Here is a 14,651-nt window from a genome sequence, read left to right on the forward strand (position 1 = left end):
GCTCGCGCACGCCATAATCCGGCCACCAACCGGACCGGCAAAGGGGCGGGCATGGCCGTGGATCGTCGGGCGTTTCTCCTCGGGGCGGTGGTGACGGGCACGGGCGCGGCCCTCACGCTGGGCGGGGCCCCCGCCTCCGCACGCCCACTGGGCACACGCGCCCCGGGCAGAGGCGCACTGGGCGCACGCGCACTGGACGCACGCGCACTGGGCACCCAGGACTGGATGTCCGGACTCGGAGACCCCACCGCCCTGCAGCGGATGACCATTCCGGGCAGCCATGACTCCGGCGCCCGCCAGGGCGGGCTCTACGTCGCCTGCCAGAACACCTCGATCGCCGAACAGCTCGACTCCGGCATCCGTTTCCTCGACGTGCGCTGCCGCGTGACGGGCGGCTCGTTCGCCATCCACCACGGATCCTTCTACCAGGGCCTGATGTTCGGTGACGTCCTCGTCGCCTGTCGGGACTTCCTCGCGGCCCACCCCCGCGAGACGGTCCTGATGCGGGTCCGACAGGAGTACTCGACGGAGAGCGACGCCGTCTTCCGCGCCGTCTTCGACGACTACCTCGACCACCGCGGCTGGCGGCCGTTGTTCCGGATCGCCGACACCCTGCCCACCCTCGGCCAGGCCCGCGGCCGGGTGGTGCTCCTCGCCGACAACGGTGGCCTGCCCGGTCTGCGGTACGGCGACGGCAGCGTCTTCGACGTCCAGGACGACTGGAACGCCGAGCCCTTCACCAAACGCGGCAGGATCGAGAACCACTTCCGCAAGGCCGTCGAGCAGCCCGGCAAGCTCTTCGTGAACTACACCAGCACCTCGGCCTACCTGCCGCCGCGCTGGAACTCCGACCGGCTCAATCCGCAGGTGCACGCCTTCGTCGACGGCGGCGAGCTGGCCGGCCGGACCGGGCTCGGCATAGTCCCGATGGACTTCCCGAACACCCGCTCCGGCCTGGTCGCCTCACTCATCCGGCACAACTGACACTCCCGCTGCGGTGGTGGCGGCAGCCCCGCGCGTGTGGGCAGTGCCACGTGCCCGCACCGCCCCGGGCGCCTCAACGGCTCCCGCCGCTTCGGCCGCCGTCGCGGGAGGCGGTGTCGGCGCGCCCGGGATCCGGAGCACCGCCTCCGTGCCCGGGCCGCCGTCGCCCGGGGCCCGCAGCTCGGCCGTACCGCCCGCGCGCTGCACCGTACGGGCCACGATCGACAGGCCGAGCCCGCTGCCGGGCAGCGCCCGGGCCGACGAGGACCGCCAGAACCGCTCGAACACGTGCGGCAGGTCCTCGGCCGGGATGCCGGGCCCGCGGTCCCGTACGGTCAGCCCGCCCGCCCGCAGCGCGACCGAGACGACCCCGCCGGGCGGGCTGAACTTCACCGCGTTGTCCAGCACGTTGACCACGGCCCGCTCCAGCGCCGCCGCCTCGCCCCGCACGTACCAGGGTTCCAGCCCCGCCTCGAACACCAGCTCCGGACCGCGCAGGCGGGCCCGCGACAGTGCGCTGTCCGCGATCTCGTGCAGGGCCACGACCTCCAGCCGGGCGGGCGGGCCCGCGTCCGGCCGGGACAGCTCCTGGAGGTCGCCGATCAGCGAGGCCAGCTCCGTCATCTGCGCCTTGACCGAGGCCAGGAGCTCCCGCCGGTCCTCGGCCGGGATGGCCCGGCCGGTCTCCTCGCTGCGCGCCAAGAGCTCGATGTTGGTCCGCAGGGAGGTCAGTGGCGTCCGCAGCTCGTGGCCGGCGTCGGCGATGAGCCGGGCCTGCCGCTCCCGGGAAGAGGCCAGGGCCGCCGTCATGGAGTTGAACGACCGCGACAGGCGGGCGATCTCGTCGTCGCCCTCGTCGGGGATCCGCACCGTCAGGTCCTCGGTGCGCGCGATGTGCTCGACCGCCCCCGTCAACTCGTCCACCGGCCGCAGCCCCGTCCTGGCCACCCACAGGCCGGCCGCGCCCGCACCGACCACTCCGACCCCGCAGACCAGCAGCAGCACCCAGGTCAGCGTGGACAGCGGCTTGTCGATGTCGGCCAGCGGTTTGGCCACCGAGATCCCGAAGACCGGGGCGTTCGGCTGGGCCTGCGCCTGGAAGGTGAAGACGCGCATCCGGGTCCCGGAGGCGGTCTGCACGTCGTGCAGCACGTTGAGCCGCCGGCCGGTGGCGACCTCCCGGTCGGCCGGCACCACCGGAAGGTCGGTGCGGCCGCCCACCCAGCAGTGGGCGCCGTTCGGCAGGACGATCTGGACGGTCGCGTTCAGGTTCCCGGCGATCTCGCGGGCCGGCCGGGCGGGCGCGGTGACGCAGACCCCGTCGCTCAGCGCCCGGACGACCTCCGTGTCCGGGTTCGTGGCCACCAGCGTCCGGTCCAACTGCTCGCGCAGCTGCGTGCGCACCATCACCCACGACACGGCGGCCACCGCCGCGACGGCCACCGCCACCGCGACCGCCACCAGCAGGGCGAGCCGGGAGCGCAGCGGCAGCCCGCGGAACCGTGCTGCGGGGCTCACTCCGGACCCCCGGAATCGCCGGCCCCGGCCCCGGCCGTGCGCAGGACGTACCCGACGCCGCGCACGGTGTGGACCAGGCGGGGTTCGCCGCCGGCCTCGGTCTTGCGGCGCAGGTACATGACGTACACGTCCAAGGAGTTGGAGCTGGGCTCGAAGTCGAAGCCCCACACGGTCTTGAGGATCTGCTCGCGGGTCAGGACCTGCCGCGGGTGCGCGAGGAACATCTCCAGCAGCGTGAACTCGGTCCGGGTGAGCTCCACCGGGCGCGCGGCCCGGGTCACTTCCCGGGTCGCGAGGTCCATCCGCAGGTCCCCGAAGACGAGGTGGTTCTCCGGTTCCCGGGCCGGACCGGGCACGGGGGCGGTGTACGCGCTGCGCCGCAGCAGGGCCCGGACGCGGGCGAAGAGCTCGTCCAGTTCGAACGGCTTGACGAGGTAGTCGTCGGCGCCCGCGTCGAGGCCGGTGACGCGGTCGCCGACGGTGTCGCGGGCGGTGAGCATCAGGATCGGTGTGGTGTTCCCGGCGGCCCGCAGCCGGCGGGCCGCGGTCAGGCCGTCCATGCGGGGCATCTGGATGTCCAGGACGATCAGGTCGGGGGCGTACGAGGCGGCCCGGTCGAGTGCGTCGAGCCCGTCGACGGCGGTCTGTGCCGCGTACCCCTCGAAGGCGAGGCTGCGGCGCAGGGCCTCCCGTACGGCGGGCTCGTCGTCGACGACGAGGATGCGCTGCTGGTCGTCCTCGACGGGCTTCATGCGGTCCCCCCAGGGGTGGTGTGCGGTGGTCGGCGGCCGGCGGCGGGTTGGCCGACGGTGCCTTCCAGCGTCGCACGACCCGTCGGCTAGAAGGCCGCGCCGAAGCCGTCGGTGGCGGAGGACGGGGAGCGGCCGCTGTCGCCGGCGGAGCCGCTGCTGCCGCTGCCGCCATTGCCGCCCTTGCGCAGGGACTCCAGGTCGGCCTTGATCGTGTTGACCGGGATGGCGAAGCCGAGGCCCACGCTGCCCGCGGCGGAGCTGTCGGCGGCGGGCGAGTAGATCGCGGACGGCATGCCGATGATCTCGCCGTTCATGTTGACGAGGGCGCCGCCGGAGTTGCCGGGGTTGAGGGAGGCGTCCGTCTGGATGGCCTTGTACGAGGTGGTGTTCGAGCCGGTGTTCCCGTTGAACTGGCGGCCGTCGAAGGAGAACGGCCAGCTGCCGCCGCCGTCGCCGCCGCGTTGCCGCTGCGGCGCCTGCTGGTCCGACTTGGGCACGTTGACCTCACGGTTGAGCGCCGAGACGATTCCGCTGGTGACCGTACCGGTGAGGCGGTCCGGGGAGCCGATCGCGACGACCTGGTCGCCGACCCGGACGCCGTCGGAGTTGCCGAGCCGGGCGGGCTTCAGGCCGGATGCGCCCTGGAGCTTGATCAGGGCGAGGTCCTTGTCCGGGTCCGTGCCGACGGTCTTGGCGGGAAACTTCCTGCCGTCGCTCAGGGTCACCTGGATCTCGCTGGCGCCGCTGATGACGTGGTTGTTGGTGGCGATCTCGCCGTCGGCGGTGAGGACGAAGCCCGAGCCGGTGCCCCGGCCCGACCCGGTACGGGTGTCGATGCGCACGACCGAGGGGCTGACCTGCTCGGCGACCCCGGTCACCGTGCCGCTGGTGGACTGCGAGACGACCGTGCCGTTGAAGCCGCCCGCGATGCCCGCCCGGTCGCCGAGCAGCTGCTGGGCGAGCGTGGCGGTGCCGCCGCCGACGACCGCCGCTGTGATCGCGACGGCGGCGAGCAGCGCTACCGGGCGCTTGGCCCGGGCGGCGCGCGCCGGACCGCCCGCGGCCGGTCCGGCGGGCGCGGTGGCCGCCGGGCCGTCCGGGGGAAGGGTCTCGCCGTGGATTCCGTGGGGCTGGTGCGCCTCGAACCATCCGGGCGCCGGGCTGTCGGCGCCGGGCGGGTACACGGGCGGCGGCGGGTACGAGCCGCCGAGGGGCGCGCCCAGGTACGTGCGGTCATCCTGCGGGTACCCGCCGTCCCGGCGGAAGGTCTCGGTCATGTACAGGACTCTGTCCGCGGATCATGAGAGCTTTCTGAGTGCCCGCTGAAAAGCCCGACAGAACCTGGTGCGCCCGACGGCCCGGTGTCTCCCGAGGCCCGGTGTCTCCGACGGCCCGGTGTCTCCGACGGGGCGACGGCCCGGAATGCGGAGTCAGCCGCAGGAGCGGTTCACAGGCAGCCGCAGGAGCGCCGGATCACCAGCGCCGACGGGAACTGCTTGAGCCGCTCCCGGCGCGAGCCCGACACCCGCAGTCCGTCGTCGAGGACGAGGTCCACGGCGGCCCGGGCCATCGCCGGGCGGTCCGAGGCGACGGTGGTCAGCGGCGGGTCCGTCAGCGCCGCTTCCTTCACGTCGTCGAAGCCGGCGACCGCCAGCTCCCCGGGCACGTCGATCCGCAGCTCCCGGGCGGCCCGCAGCACGCCGATGGCCTGGTCGTCGGTTGCGCAGAAGATGGCCGGCGGGCGGTCGGGGCCCGACAGGAGCTCCAGCGCCACCCGGTAGGCGTCGTAACGGTTGTACGGGGCCTCGATCAGGCGCCCCTCGACCGACCGGCCCGACTCCAGCATGGCCCGGCGCCAGCCCTCGACGTGGTCGGCGACGGGGTCGCCGACCGACGGGGTGTTCTCGATGCCGCCGATACAGGCGACGTACTCGTGCCCGTGTTCGAGGAGGTGGCGGGTGGCGAGCTGGGCGCCGCCGATGTCGTCGGTGACCACAGCGACGTCGTCGATGGCCTCGGGCCGCTCGTGCAGCAGCACGACTCGGGCGTCCCACGCCTCGATCTCGGAGGCCGCCCGCTCGCTCATGCCCTGGCTGACCAGGATCAGGCCGGACACCCGCATGCCGAGGAAGGCGCGCAGGTAGTGGACCTCGCGCTCGTCCCGGTAGTCGGAGTTCCCGACCAGCACCATCTTCCCGCGCTCGGCGGCCGCCTGTTCCACCGCGTGGGCCATCTCCGCGAAGAACGGCTGGCGCGCATCCGGAACGATCATGCCTATGAGGTCGGTGCGCCGGGACGCCATCGCCTGGGCGACCCGGTCCGGGCGGTAACCCAGCTCCTTGATCGCTGCGAGGACACGCTCGCGCGTGGCCGGGGCGACCGGCCGGGGTCCGTTGTTGATGACGTAGCTCACGACGGCGGTTGAAGTACCCGCAAGTCGCGCCACATCATCCCGCGTCACCTTGGCCACGCTGGGAGTCTACGCGGGGTGACCGGCCTCTGGGCAGGGCATCCTGCGCACCGGACGGTCACGGGTGCTTCCGCCGTACGGGGGACGCCCCGCTACGCGTCGGCGGCAACCTGGGTCGGCGCCCGGTCCGCGGTCTCCGCCGCGGCCCGTTCGGCCTTCTCCGGGGTGACGAAACGGTAGCCGACGTTCCGGACGGTGCCAATGAGCGATTCGTGCTCCGGGCCCAGCTTCGCGCGCAGCCGCCGCACGTGCACGTCCACCGTCCGGGTGCCGCCGAAGTAGTCGTAGCCCCAGACCTCCTGCAGCAACTGGGCCCGGGTGAAGACCCGGCCCGGGTGCTGGGCGAGGTACTTGAGCAGCTCGAACTCCTTGAAGGTGAGGTCGAGGACCCGGCCCTTCAGCTTCGCCGAGTACGTCGCCTCGTCGACCGACAGGTCACCGTTGCGGATCTCCATGGGGGAGTCGTCGGCGCCCAGCTGCTGGCGGCCGGTGGCCAGCCGCAACCGCGCCTCCACCTCGGCCGGGCCGGCGGTGTCGAGGAGGACGTCGTCGATGCCCCAGTCGGCGGTGACGGCCGCCAGGCCCCCCTCGGTGACGACGAGGATCAGCGGACAGCCCGGCCCCGTGGAACGCAGCAGCTGGCACAGCGACCGCACCTGGGGCAGGTCCCGGCGGCCGTCGACGAGGATGACGTCCGCCCCGGGGGTGTCCACGAGGGCGGGGCCCTCGGCGGGGGCCACCCGTACGTTGTGCAGCAGCAGGCCGAGGGCCGGCAGTACCTCGGTGGACGGTTGGAGGGCGTTGGTCAGCAGCAGGAGGGAGCTCATGCCCGACCCCCTGCCCGGGTCGGTCGGTGGTGCACGGTTCGCTGGTCCGTCACGTCGGTTCCTCCTCGGTCCCGTCGAGGACTTTCGCGGTACTGCTTCGTACGGGGTGCGTCGTGGTGCGGCGTGGTGCTCGGTGCCTGGTGCCTACTGCCTGCGCGGCGTCGGTCGGTCCCCGCGCCTTGGGGCCGGCCGGGCGCCTTCGTTCTCGTTCCGTTCAACGTACTGAAAGCACAAAAGGACCCGGGGGCAACGTTGCCCGGATCCTTCGCCAGCAGAATAGCCCACCCGCCGACGTCGGGCCGAGGCTTCCCGGTCCGCGCTTCCTGTGGTTCGCGCCACCCCCGGAACCAGCGTATGCCCCGGTTTCGGCGGTTCGGCGGGCTTCGGGGAGGCTCCTCAGGGCCGTCCGGGCGCACTCCGGGCGCACCCGGGGCGCACGGTGGCACACGGGCCGGCGGCCGGGAGGGGCCATCATGGAGGCCGACGACGGTAGAGAGCCGACGATAGGAGCTGCAGTGGCAACCGGAACCATCCGCTACTGGGCGGCGGCCAAGGCCGCGGCCCACACGGCGGAGGAGCCGTACTCGGCGCGGACACTGGCCGAGGCGCTCGACGCAGTGCGGGAACGCCACCCCGGGGAGCTGACCCGGGTCCTGCTGCGCTGCTCCTTCCTCGTGAACGACGAACCCGTGGGCAAGCGCCCGCACGATTCCGTCCTGCTGACCGAGGGGGGCACCGTCGAGGTGCTCCCGCCGTTCGCGGGCGGGTGAGCGGAAACCGATGAGCACTCCCGAGGAACAGCAGCAGGGGCGGCAGCAGCAGCCCGGGCAGCAGGGGTACCCCCCGCAGGACCCGTACACGACCCAGACCTGGCAGTCGGACACCTGGGAGACGGGCTACCAGCCGGTGCAGCGCGCCGAGCCGGTGCAGCGGCCCGCGGCGCCCGAGGGGTGGTTCCGGGACGAGGCCCCCGCCGTACCCGCGCCGGCTCCGGGTGCGGCTCCGGGTGCGGGTACGGACTGGGGACAGACGGCCTACCCGCAGTCGTACGGGGGCTCGGCGCCCACCCCGCAGCACCAGCACCAGCCACAGCACCAGCACCAGCACCAGCCGCAGCACCCGTCGCAGGCGTACCAGGCTCCGGTGGCGCCCGAGGGGTGGTTCCGGGACGAGGCCCCCGCCGCGCCCGCCCCGGCGCCGGCGGCTGCTGCCGCGCCGGTGCAGGACTGGGCCGCCGAGACGGCGTACCTCCCGCCGGTGCAGCAGCAGAGCAGTGCCGCCGCGGAGACGGCGTACCTCCCGCCGGTTCCGCCGGTGCAGCAGAGCGTTGCCGCCGCCGAGACCGCTTACCTCCCGCCGGTGCCGCAGAGCGCTGCTGACGAGACCGCCTATCTCCCGCCGGTGCCGGCGCCGCAGCCGGTGCCGGAGCCGAGCGCCGCCGCCGAGACCGCGTACCTGCCGCCGGTGCAGGAGGGCGCCGCGCCGGAGGGCTGGTTCCGGGACGCGGCCCCCGCGGCTCCCGTTGCCGCGGCCGCTCCCACCGGGGCCTGGGTGGAGACCACCGCCTACCTGCCGCCGCAGGCCGCCGCCGAGCCCGTGCCGGTGCAGGCGGCGGACCCGCAGCCGGCCTCCGCCGCAGCAGCCCCCGGCCGGCACGCCGCGCCCTCCGCCGCCGCGGGCGCCCCCGGTGGGCCCGTCGACCCGGCCGGGGAGCCCGAGTACTCCCCGCCCACCCTCGGTGGGAACACCATGCGCGCCGTCGACCCCGCCCAGGCCCGCGCCGAGGGCCGCTCGCCGATCATCGACCCCGGTCCGCAGTCGGCCGTGCTGACCGCCGCGCTCGGGCTGCTGCTCGCCGTCGCCGCCGTCATGGGGGACCTCGGGCTGCTCCTGCCGCTGGTGGTGCTCCAGGGACTCACCGCGGCCGGCTGGTTCCGGCTCAACGGCATGTGGCCGGCCCGCCAGGGCATCGTCCTCGCCTTCGCCGGAGCCCTCGTCGCGGATGCCGCGGTGTTCGCGGTGGACGACACGTACGGCGCGGGCGCGATCATCGGCACCCTCGGCGTGTGGGTGCTGCTCACGCTCGTCCTCCAGCTGCGCAGCCAGGCCGACCCCGATGAGCGGATGTACGGCCTCATGGCGTCGGTGGCCTCCGCCGCCCTCGCCATCGTGTGCGCCGGCTACCTGGCCGCCGACTCCGCCGCCGTCACCGTCGGCGCGGTGGCCGTCGCGGTCGCCGTGTTCGTCCGCGCGCTGCCCCTGCCGCCGATGCCGTCCGTCGGCGTGTCGCTGGCCGCGGCCGCCGGTGCGGGCGTCGCGGTCGGCGGGCTGACCTCCGTCGGGGTGGGCGGGGCGCTGCTCGGCCTGGCCGCCGGGGTGTGCGCGCTGATCGGGCTGCGCGTCGCGGCGTACGACTACCCGTCGAAGTTCGTGCACATGACGGCCGGCGTGGCGCTGCCGCTGGCGGCCGCCGCTCCCGCCGTCTACCTGATGGGGCGGGTGGTGGGCTGAGGCCCGGTCAGTAACCCTGTGAACGCGTACGGAGGCCGTCGGCGACGCTGACGGCCTCCGTACGTCCCTGCATGGTCAACTAGGGGCGGACGTACCGGTCTACAGGGGGGAGAGGCGCATGCGCTTCCTGCGCGTCGTCGTGATCATCGTCGTGGTGCTGGGCGCGTTGGCCGTCGGCGCGGACCGCTGGGCGGCCGGTTATGCCGAGGGCAGGCTCGCCGAGCGAATACAGGCGCGCCAGGGTTTGGCCGGGTCCGCCGAGGTGGAGATCCACGGCTTCCCGTTCCTGACCCAGGCGCTGAGCCACGAGCTCGAACGGGTCGACGTCCGGCTGGACGGCGTCGACGCCGTCGCGGACGGCCGCAAGACGCGGCTCTCGCAGCTCCGGGCGAGCTTCAGCGGGGTGGAGCTGAACGGGGACTACAGCGGGGGTACCGCCCGGCGTGCGGAGGGCTCGGCGCTGATCACGTACCCGGATCTGACGGAGGCCTCGCAGACCGGCGTGAAGCTCACCCACGGAGGGGCGCAGGACAAGGTGAAGGTGACCGCGTCGGTGGAGATCCTGGGCCGGACCTTCACGCGCAGCGTGGTGTCGACCGTCACCCTCGTCGACGCGAAGGACGGCGGGAACGGCAAGGGCGGCGGCAAACTGGTCCGGGTGCGCGCCGACGAGGTGCCCGGCGAGGGCATCCCCGGGATCGAGACCGCGATCCGCAAGAAGACCGACTTCGAGCGGCGCCTCGACGACGGGCTGCCGGTGGGGCTCCAACTGACCGGCCTGACCGCCGACGAGGCCGGCGTCCACCTGACGCTGAGCGGAACGGACGTCTCGCTGGCCGGATCGTGAGACGGAGCGGTCCGATCCGCAGAAGGGCCGGCCGGGCGGAGCCGCCGGCGAGGGGCGCGGGTGCCGTCCGGGGCGCCTTGCGTCCCGCCATTCGAGCGTTCCTGTCTCGATATATGACACACCGGTGACAGGGCGGCCCGTTCGTCCCTACGATCCAGGCATGAAGCATCAGCAGGCGGACCTCACGAAGCGACGGGCAGTAGACCTGTGTCGCGTCGCCGCCATGCTCTGTCGATCCATGTGACCTGAGAGCGCATCCGCTCCACCTGTTCGGACGACCGTCCTTCCCGCGTGACCGCGCGCAGCCGTTTCCCTCCCTGTCCACTGGCGCCTCCCCGCTCAGTGCCCACGGGAGCGCCCTGCGCGCCCTCAGCAGCACCCGCACCGCCCCGCCGCACACTGCCCCGGAGGAGAACACCATGAGCCGCAGCGACGTCCTCGTTGACGCCGACTGGGTCGAGGCCCACCTGAACGACGCCAACGTCGTCATCGTCGAGGTGGACGAGGACACGTCCGCCTACGACAAGAACCACATCGCCGGCGCCGTCCGGATCGACTGGAAGAAGGACCTCCAGGACCCGGTCCGCCGTGATTTCGTGGACCAGGAGGGCTTCGAGAAGCTCCTGTCCGCCAAGGGCATCTCCAACGACGACACCGTCGTCCTCTACGGCGGCAACAACAACTGGTTCGCCTCCTACGCGTACTGGTACTTCAAGCTGTACGGCCACCAGGACGTCCGCCTCCTCGACGGCGGCCGCAAGAAGTGGGAGCTGGACTCCCGCGACCTGGTCGACGGCGCCGAGGTACCGAACCGCCCGGCCACGGAGTACAAGGCCAAGGCCCAGGACTCCTCGATCCGCGCCTTCCGCGACGACGTCGTGGCCGCCATCGGCTCCCTGAACCTGGTCGACGTCCGCTCGCCCGACGAGTTCTCCGGCAAGCTCCTCGCCCCGGCGCACCTGCCGCAGGAGCAGTCGCAGCGCCCCGGTCACGTGCCGACCGCCCGCAACATCCCGTGGTCGAAGAACGCCAACGACGACGGCACCTTCAAGTCCGACGAGGAGCTCACGGCCCTCTACGAGACCGAGCAGGTCGACCTGGCGAAGGACACCATCGCCTACTGCCGCATCGGCGAGCGCTCCGCGCTGACGTGGTTCGTGCTCCACGAGCTCCTGGGTCAGGAGAACGTCAAGAACTACGACGGTTCGTGGACCGAGTACGGCTCCCTGGTCGGCGTGCCGATCGAGCTGGGCGCCAACAAGTAGTCCCGGGCACGCGACGCCCAGCAGAACCACTTCTTCGAGGACAGGACAGAGGAACATGTGCGGAGCACAGATCGGCGGACCGGACCTTTCCACGCTCAAGCCCGGTGAGACGGCCATCCAGGGACAGGTGACCAAGGACGGCGAGCCCGTCAGCGGCTACGTGCGGCTGCTCGACTCGACCGGCGAGTTCACCGCGGAGGTCCCCACCTCGGCGACCGGCCAGTTCCGCTTCTACGCGGCGACCGGCACCTGGACGCTGCGGGCGCTCGTCCCGGGCGGCCAGGCGGACCGTGCCGTGGTCGTTGCCGAGGCCGGCAGCGTGACGGACGTGGCGATCGCGGTCTGATCGTCGCGGGCCGTTGGCCCGAGAACCGGCCGGAGGGCCGCACCCCAGGGGGTTGGACGCCACTGGAGCGGGGTGCGGCCCTCCGCGCCGTCCACCGTCGTGCGGGCCGCCTCCGGACCTACTCTGGAGGCATGTACGCCCGGCGGCGCCGCATCTACTTCCTCCTCATGGGCGGATGCCTCTTCCTCTTCGTCTCCGCCTGGTCCTTCGTGCGCCTGCTCTCGGTCGAGGCCGCCGTGGCGATGTGCGTCGTCGCCATGGTCATCCCGCCGATCGCCGCGATGATCGCGAACCGGCGCGGCCCGGACGACCGCTGGTGGGACGACCCCTCGGGAGATCCGCAGTCCGACGAGTGGTGGGACGAACTGGACGGCAAGCGGCGCCGGGACGAATGATTCCCCGCCAACCCGAAACGTGACGCGTTTTCGCGGTCAGGACCCGCCAGCCCAGCGTCACGTGCGGCCGGGGTGTCGGCCCGGCCGACGCGCCCAGCAGCGGCGACCTCGCCCCGTGCGAGGAGATGACGCCCGGTGGCGGCCTGCCGCGGTTCCGACTCGGATGCGCCCAGGCGGGCGACGTGCGGGCCGTGGTCGTCCAGACGCGCCGGGGCGGGCTGCCCGTGATCCCGTTCCACCGGACGGGATCCTGCAGAGCCAGCTGCTCGGCTGAGGGGTTGCGGGTCCGCCCCGCGGCGGCGGGGCGCGCCGCGCCGCGCCGGAGGTGACGGCTGGGGCCCACCTCACGGAGTGCACCGGTCCCCAGGCCAGTAGGCTTGGGGACCGGCCCCGTACCCGCCACCCGAAACCTCCGAGGAGCACCCCGTGCTTGAGGCAGTCTTCACCTCCCTGCTGGTCCTGGTTTGCGTCGGCGTCCTCGCCTTCACCGGCCTGGCCGTGAAGAAGCTGTACCAGGGCCAGCGCTGATCCTCCCCAGACTCCCTCTGGGGCACCCCCAGATCGGCCACCCCCCGGACCACCGGAATCCCCTCCAAGAGATCGTCTGAGCAGCCATCCATGATCCAGATCCCGTCCGACCTGAACCCCGGCCTCGTCCCCCTCGCCTTCCTCCTCGGCACCTGGGAGGGCGCGGGCGTCTTCGACTTCCCCGGTGAGGAGAAGTGCAACTTCGGCCAGGAAGTCGTCTTCACCCACGACGGCCGGGACTTCCTGGAGTACACCTCCCGCACCTGGGTCCTCGACGCCGAGGGCAAGAAGGTGCGGCCGCTGGAGTCGGAGTCCGGCTACTGGCGCGTCGACCAGGACCGCAAGGTCGAGGTCGTCATGGTCCGCGACCAGGGCGTCATCGAGGTCTGGTACGGCGAGCTCGCCGACAAGAAGCCCCAGATCGACCTGGCCACGGACGCGGTCGCCCGCACCGCCGCCGCCAGCCCGTACAGCGGCGGCAAGCGGCTCTACGGCTACGTCAAGAGCGACCTGATGTGGGTCGGCGAGAAGGCCACGCCCGAGGTCGAGCTGCGCCCGTACATGTCGGCCCAGCTCAAGAAGGTCGTCACGCCCGAGGAGGTCGCCGAGATGGCCCGCAACCTCCCGGACATGCCGGACGACGGCATCGCCTTCTTCCGCTGAGCCGTCCGGACCGTTCAGCCCCCCACACCGGACGAGGGGACCGCAGGCCCGCCCGCGGTCCCCTTCCCGTGCTTACACTGGCCGGGTGGTGAGCGCCGAAAGCCCCGACCGTGCCTCGGGCACCGACTGGAAGAGCGACCTGCGGCAGCGCGGATACCGGCTGACCCCGCAGCGCCAACTCGTGCTCGAAGCGGTCGACACCCTGGAGCACGCGACACCGGACGAGATCCTCGCCCACGTGCGCAAGACGGCGTCCGGGGTCAACATCTCCACCGTCTACCGCACGCTGGAGCTCCTGGAGGAGCTGAAGCTGGTCTCCCACGCCCACCTCGGGCACGGGGCCCCCACCTACCACCTCGCCGACCGGCACCACCACATCCACCTGGTGTGCCGGGACTGCGAGGACGTGATCGAGGCGGACCTCGACGTGGCCGCCGGGTTCACCGAGAAGCTCCGCGCCACCTTCGGCTTCGAGACCGACATGAAGCACTTCGCGATCTTCGGTCTGTGCCGCGCCTGTGCCGCCAAGCACCGTGCCCGACCCGCATAGCAGGGTCGTAGGCTTGGTCCCATGACCAGCCCTTTGCTGAACCTCCCCGGCGCCGTCCAGGCCGAAGGCCGTGACGAGGGCGTCGCCGCCCACTACGGAGAGCTCTACGGCGAACAGCGCGCCCTCGCCGACGGCCGCGGCTTCGTCGACCTCTCGCACCGCGGGGTCGTGACCGTCACCGGACCGGAGCGGCTGAGCTGGCTGCACCTGCTGATCACCCAGCACGTGACCGAACTCCCGCCCGGGCAGGCCACGGAGGCGCTCATCCTCTCCGCGAACGGCCACATCGAGCACCAGCTCTACCTCGTCGACGACGGCGAGACCGTGTGGGCGCACGTCGAGCCCGGCAGCCAGGAGGCGCTGATCGCCTACCTGGAGTCGATGAAGTTCTTCTACCGCGTCGAAGTCGCCGACCGGACCGCCGAGTTCGCCGTCGTCCACCTGCCGGCCGGCTCCATCGCCGAGGTCCCGGAGGAGTACGTGGTCCGGGAGACCCCGCACGGTCGGGACGTCTTCCTGCCCCGCGAGGAACTGGAGGCCTTCGCCGCCGCGCACGGCCCGGCCGCCGGGCTCCTCGCGTACGAGGCCCTGCGTGTCGAGGCGCACCGGCCGCGGCTCGGGCAGGAGACCGACCACCGCACCATCCCGCACGAGATCGGCCTGATCGGCACCGCCGTGCACCTGCAGAAGGGCTGCTACCGCGGGCAGGAAACGGTGGCCCGCGTCCACAACCTGGGGAAGCCGCCGCGCCGCCTGGTCTTCCTGCACCTGGACGGCTCCGAGGTGCACCTCCCCCCGCACGGTGCGCCCGTCCGGCTCGCCGCGGACGGGGCGGAGGGCCGCCAGCTCGGCTTCGTGACCACCGCGGTCCGCCACCACGAGCTGGGCCCGATCGCCCTCGCCCTGGTCAAGCGGAACGTGCCGGTCGATGCGCCCCTGCTGGCCGGGAAGACGGCCGCCGCGCAGGAAGTCGTCGTCGCGCCCTGACCGGGCAC

General features: G+C 72.8%; 15 protein-coding genes. 10 read left to right on the forward strand and 5 right to left on the reverse strand.

Features of this window, described 5'->3' with window-relative positions; genetic code table 11:
• The first annotated feature begins 51 nt into the window (after positions 1–51).
• Positions 52–984: a phosphatidylinositol-specific phospholipase C gene (locus ACFV7Q_RS12860; protein ID WP_385427514.1), complete on the forward strand. Its 933-nt coding sequence runs from the start codon at positions 52–54 to the stop codon at positions 982–984.
• Here ACFV7Q_RS12860 and ACFV7Q_RS12865 read toward each other — a convergent pair.
• From ACFV7Q_RS12865 to ACFV7Q_RS12885, 5 genes are all read right to left on the reverse strand, one after another.
• The gene (locus ACFV7Q_RS12865; protein WP_385427517.1) at positions 964–2,502 is read right to left on the reverse strand and encodes a sensor histidine kinase; all 1,539 of its coding nucleotides are present in this window, start codon (positions 2,500–2,502) and stop codon (positions 964–966) included. The two genes, ACFV7Q_RS12860 and ACFV7Q_RS12865, sit on opposite strands and share 21 nt — an antisense overlap.
• On the reverse strand, positions 2,499–3,254 hold the full coding sequence (locus ACFV7Q_RS12870; RefSeq protein ID WP_385427519.1) for a response regulator transcription factor: 756 nt from the start codon (positions 3,252–3,254) through the stop codon (positions 2,499–2,501). The genes ACFV7Q_RS12865 and ACFV7Q_RS12870 overlap by 4 nt, the downstream gene beginning before the upstream one ends.
• Positions 3,255–3,340: 86 nt before the next feature.
• Complete coding sequence (locus tag ACFV7Q_RS12875; RefSeq protein WP_385427521.1) at positions 3,341–4,531, reverse strand: S1C family serine protease; 1,191 nt, start codon at positions 4,529–4,531, stop codon at positions 3,341–3,343.
• A 170-nt stretch (positions 4,532–4,701) separates the two neighbouring features.
• Positions 4,702–5,724, reverse strand: coding sequence for a LacI family DNA-binding transcriptional regulator (locus ACFV7Q_RS12880; protein ID WP_385427524.1), 1,023 nt, complete (start codon positions 5,722–5,724; stop codon positions 4,702–4,704).
• Positions 5,725–5,816: 92 nt separating this feature from the next.
• Entirely contained in the window at positions 5,817–6,551 is a 735-nt protein-coding gene (locus ACFV7Q_RS12885) for a winged-helix domain-containing protein (protein ID WP_385427527.1), read from the reverse strand.
• Between the two features lie 515 nt (positions 6,552–7,066).
• On the opposite strand from ACFV7Q_RS12885, the gene ACFV7Q_RS12890 reads away from it, so the two are divergent.
• From ACFV7Q_RS12890 to ACFV7Q_RS12930, 9 genes are all read left to right on the forward strand, one after another.
• Positions 7,067–7,321, forward strand: coding sequence for a MoaD/ThiS family protein (locus tag ACFV7Q_RS12890; RefSeq protein WP_385427529.1), 255 nt, complete (start codon positions 7,067–7,069; stop codon positions 7,319–7,321).
• Between the two features lie 10 nt (positions 7,322–7,331).
• Positions 7,332–9,062: a hypothetical protein gene (locus tag ACFV7Q_RS12895; RefSeq protein ID WP_385427532.1), complete on the forward strand. Its 1,731-nt coding sequence runs from the start codon at positions 7,332–7,334 to the stop codon at positions 9,060–9,062.
• 118 nt (positions 9,063–9,180) lie between these two features.
• Positions 9,181–9,909: a DUF2993 domain-containing protein gene (locus ACFV7Q_RS12900; RefSeq protein ID WP_385427534.1), complete on the forward strand. Its 729-nt coding sequence runs from the start codon at positions 9,181–9,183 to the stop codon at positions 9,907–9,909.
• Between the two features lie 419 nt (positions 9,910–10,328).
• Complete coding sequence (locus tag ACFV7Q_RS12905; RefSeq protein ID WP_385427537.1) at positions 10,329–11,174, forward strand: sulfurtransferase; 846 nt, start codon at positions 10,329–10,331, stop codon at positions 11,172–11,174.
• A gap of 55 nt (positions 11,175–11,229) precedes the next feature.
• A complete protein-coding gene (locus tag ACFV7Q_RS12910) occupies positions 11,230–11,520 on the forward strand; it encodes a DUF1416 domain-containing protein (RefSeq protein ID WP_385427540.1) in 291 nt (96 codons plus the stop codon).
• Positions 11,521–11,582: 62 nt separating this feature from the next.
• Positions 11,583–11,915, forward strand: a complete 333-nt coding sequence (locus tag ACFV7Q_RS12915; protein ID WP_385427615.1) for a DUF3099 domain-containing protein — start codon at positions 11,583–11,585, stop codon at positions 11,913–11,915.
• Between the two features lie 618 nt (positions 11,916–12,533).
• On the forward strand, positions 12,534–13,106 hold the full coding sequence (locus tag ACFV7Q_RS12920; RefSeq protein WP_385427543.1) for an FABP family protein: 573 nt from the start codon (positions 12,534–12,536) through the stop codon (positions 13,104–13,106).
• An 85-nt stretch (positions 13,107–13,191) separates the two neighbouring features.
• Entirely contained in the window at positions 13,192–13,656 is a 465-nt protein-coding gene (locus tag ACFV7Q_RS12925) for a Fur family transcriptional regulator (protein ID WP_385427546.1), read from the forward strand.
• 21 nt (positions 13,657–13,677) lie between these two features.
• Positions 13,678–14,643, forward strand: coding sequence for a YgfZ/GcvT domain-containing protein (locus ACFV7Q_RS12930; protein WP_385427547.1), 966 nt, complete (start codon positions 13,678–13,680; stop codon positions 14,641–14,643).
• The last annotated feature ends 8 nt before the right edge of the window (positions 14,644–14,651 follow it).

The organism is Streptomyces sp. NPDC059851, assembly GCF_042732005.1.
Classification (GTDB): domain Bacteria; phylum Actinomycetota; class Actinomycetes; order Streptomycetales; family Streptomycetaceae; genus Streptomyces.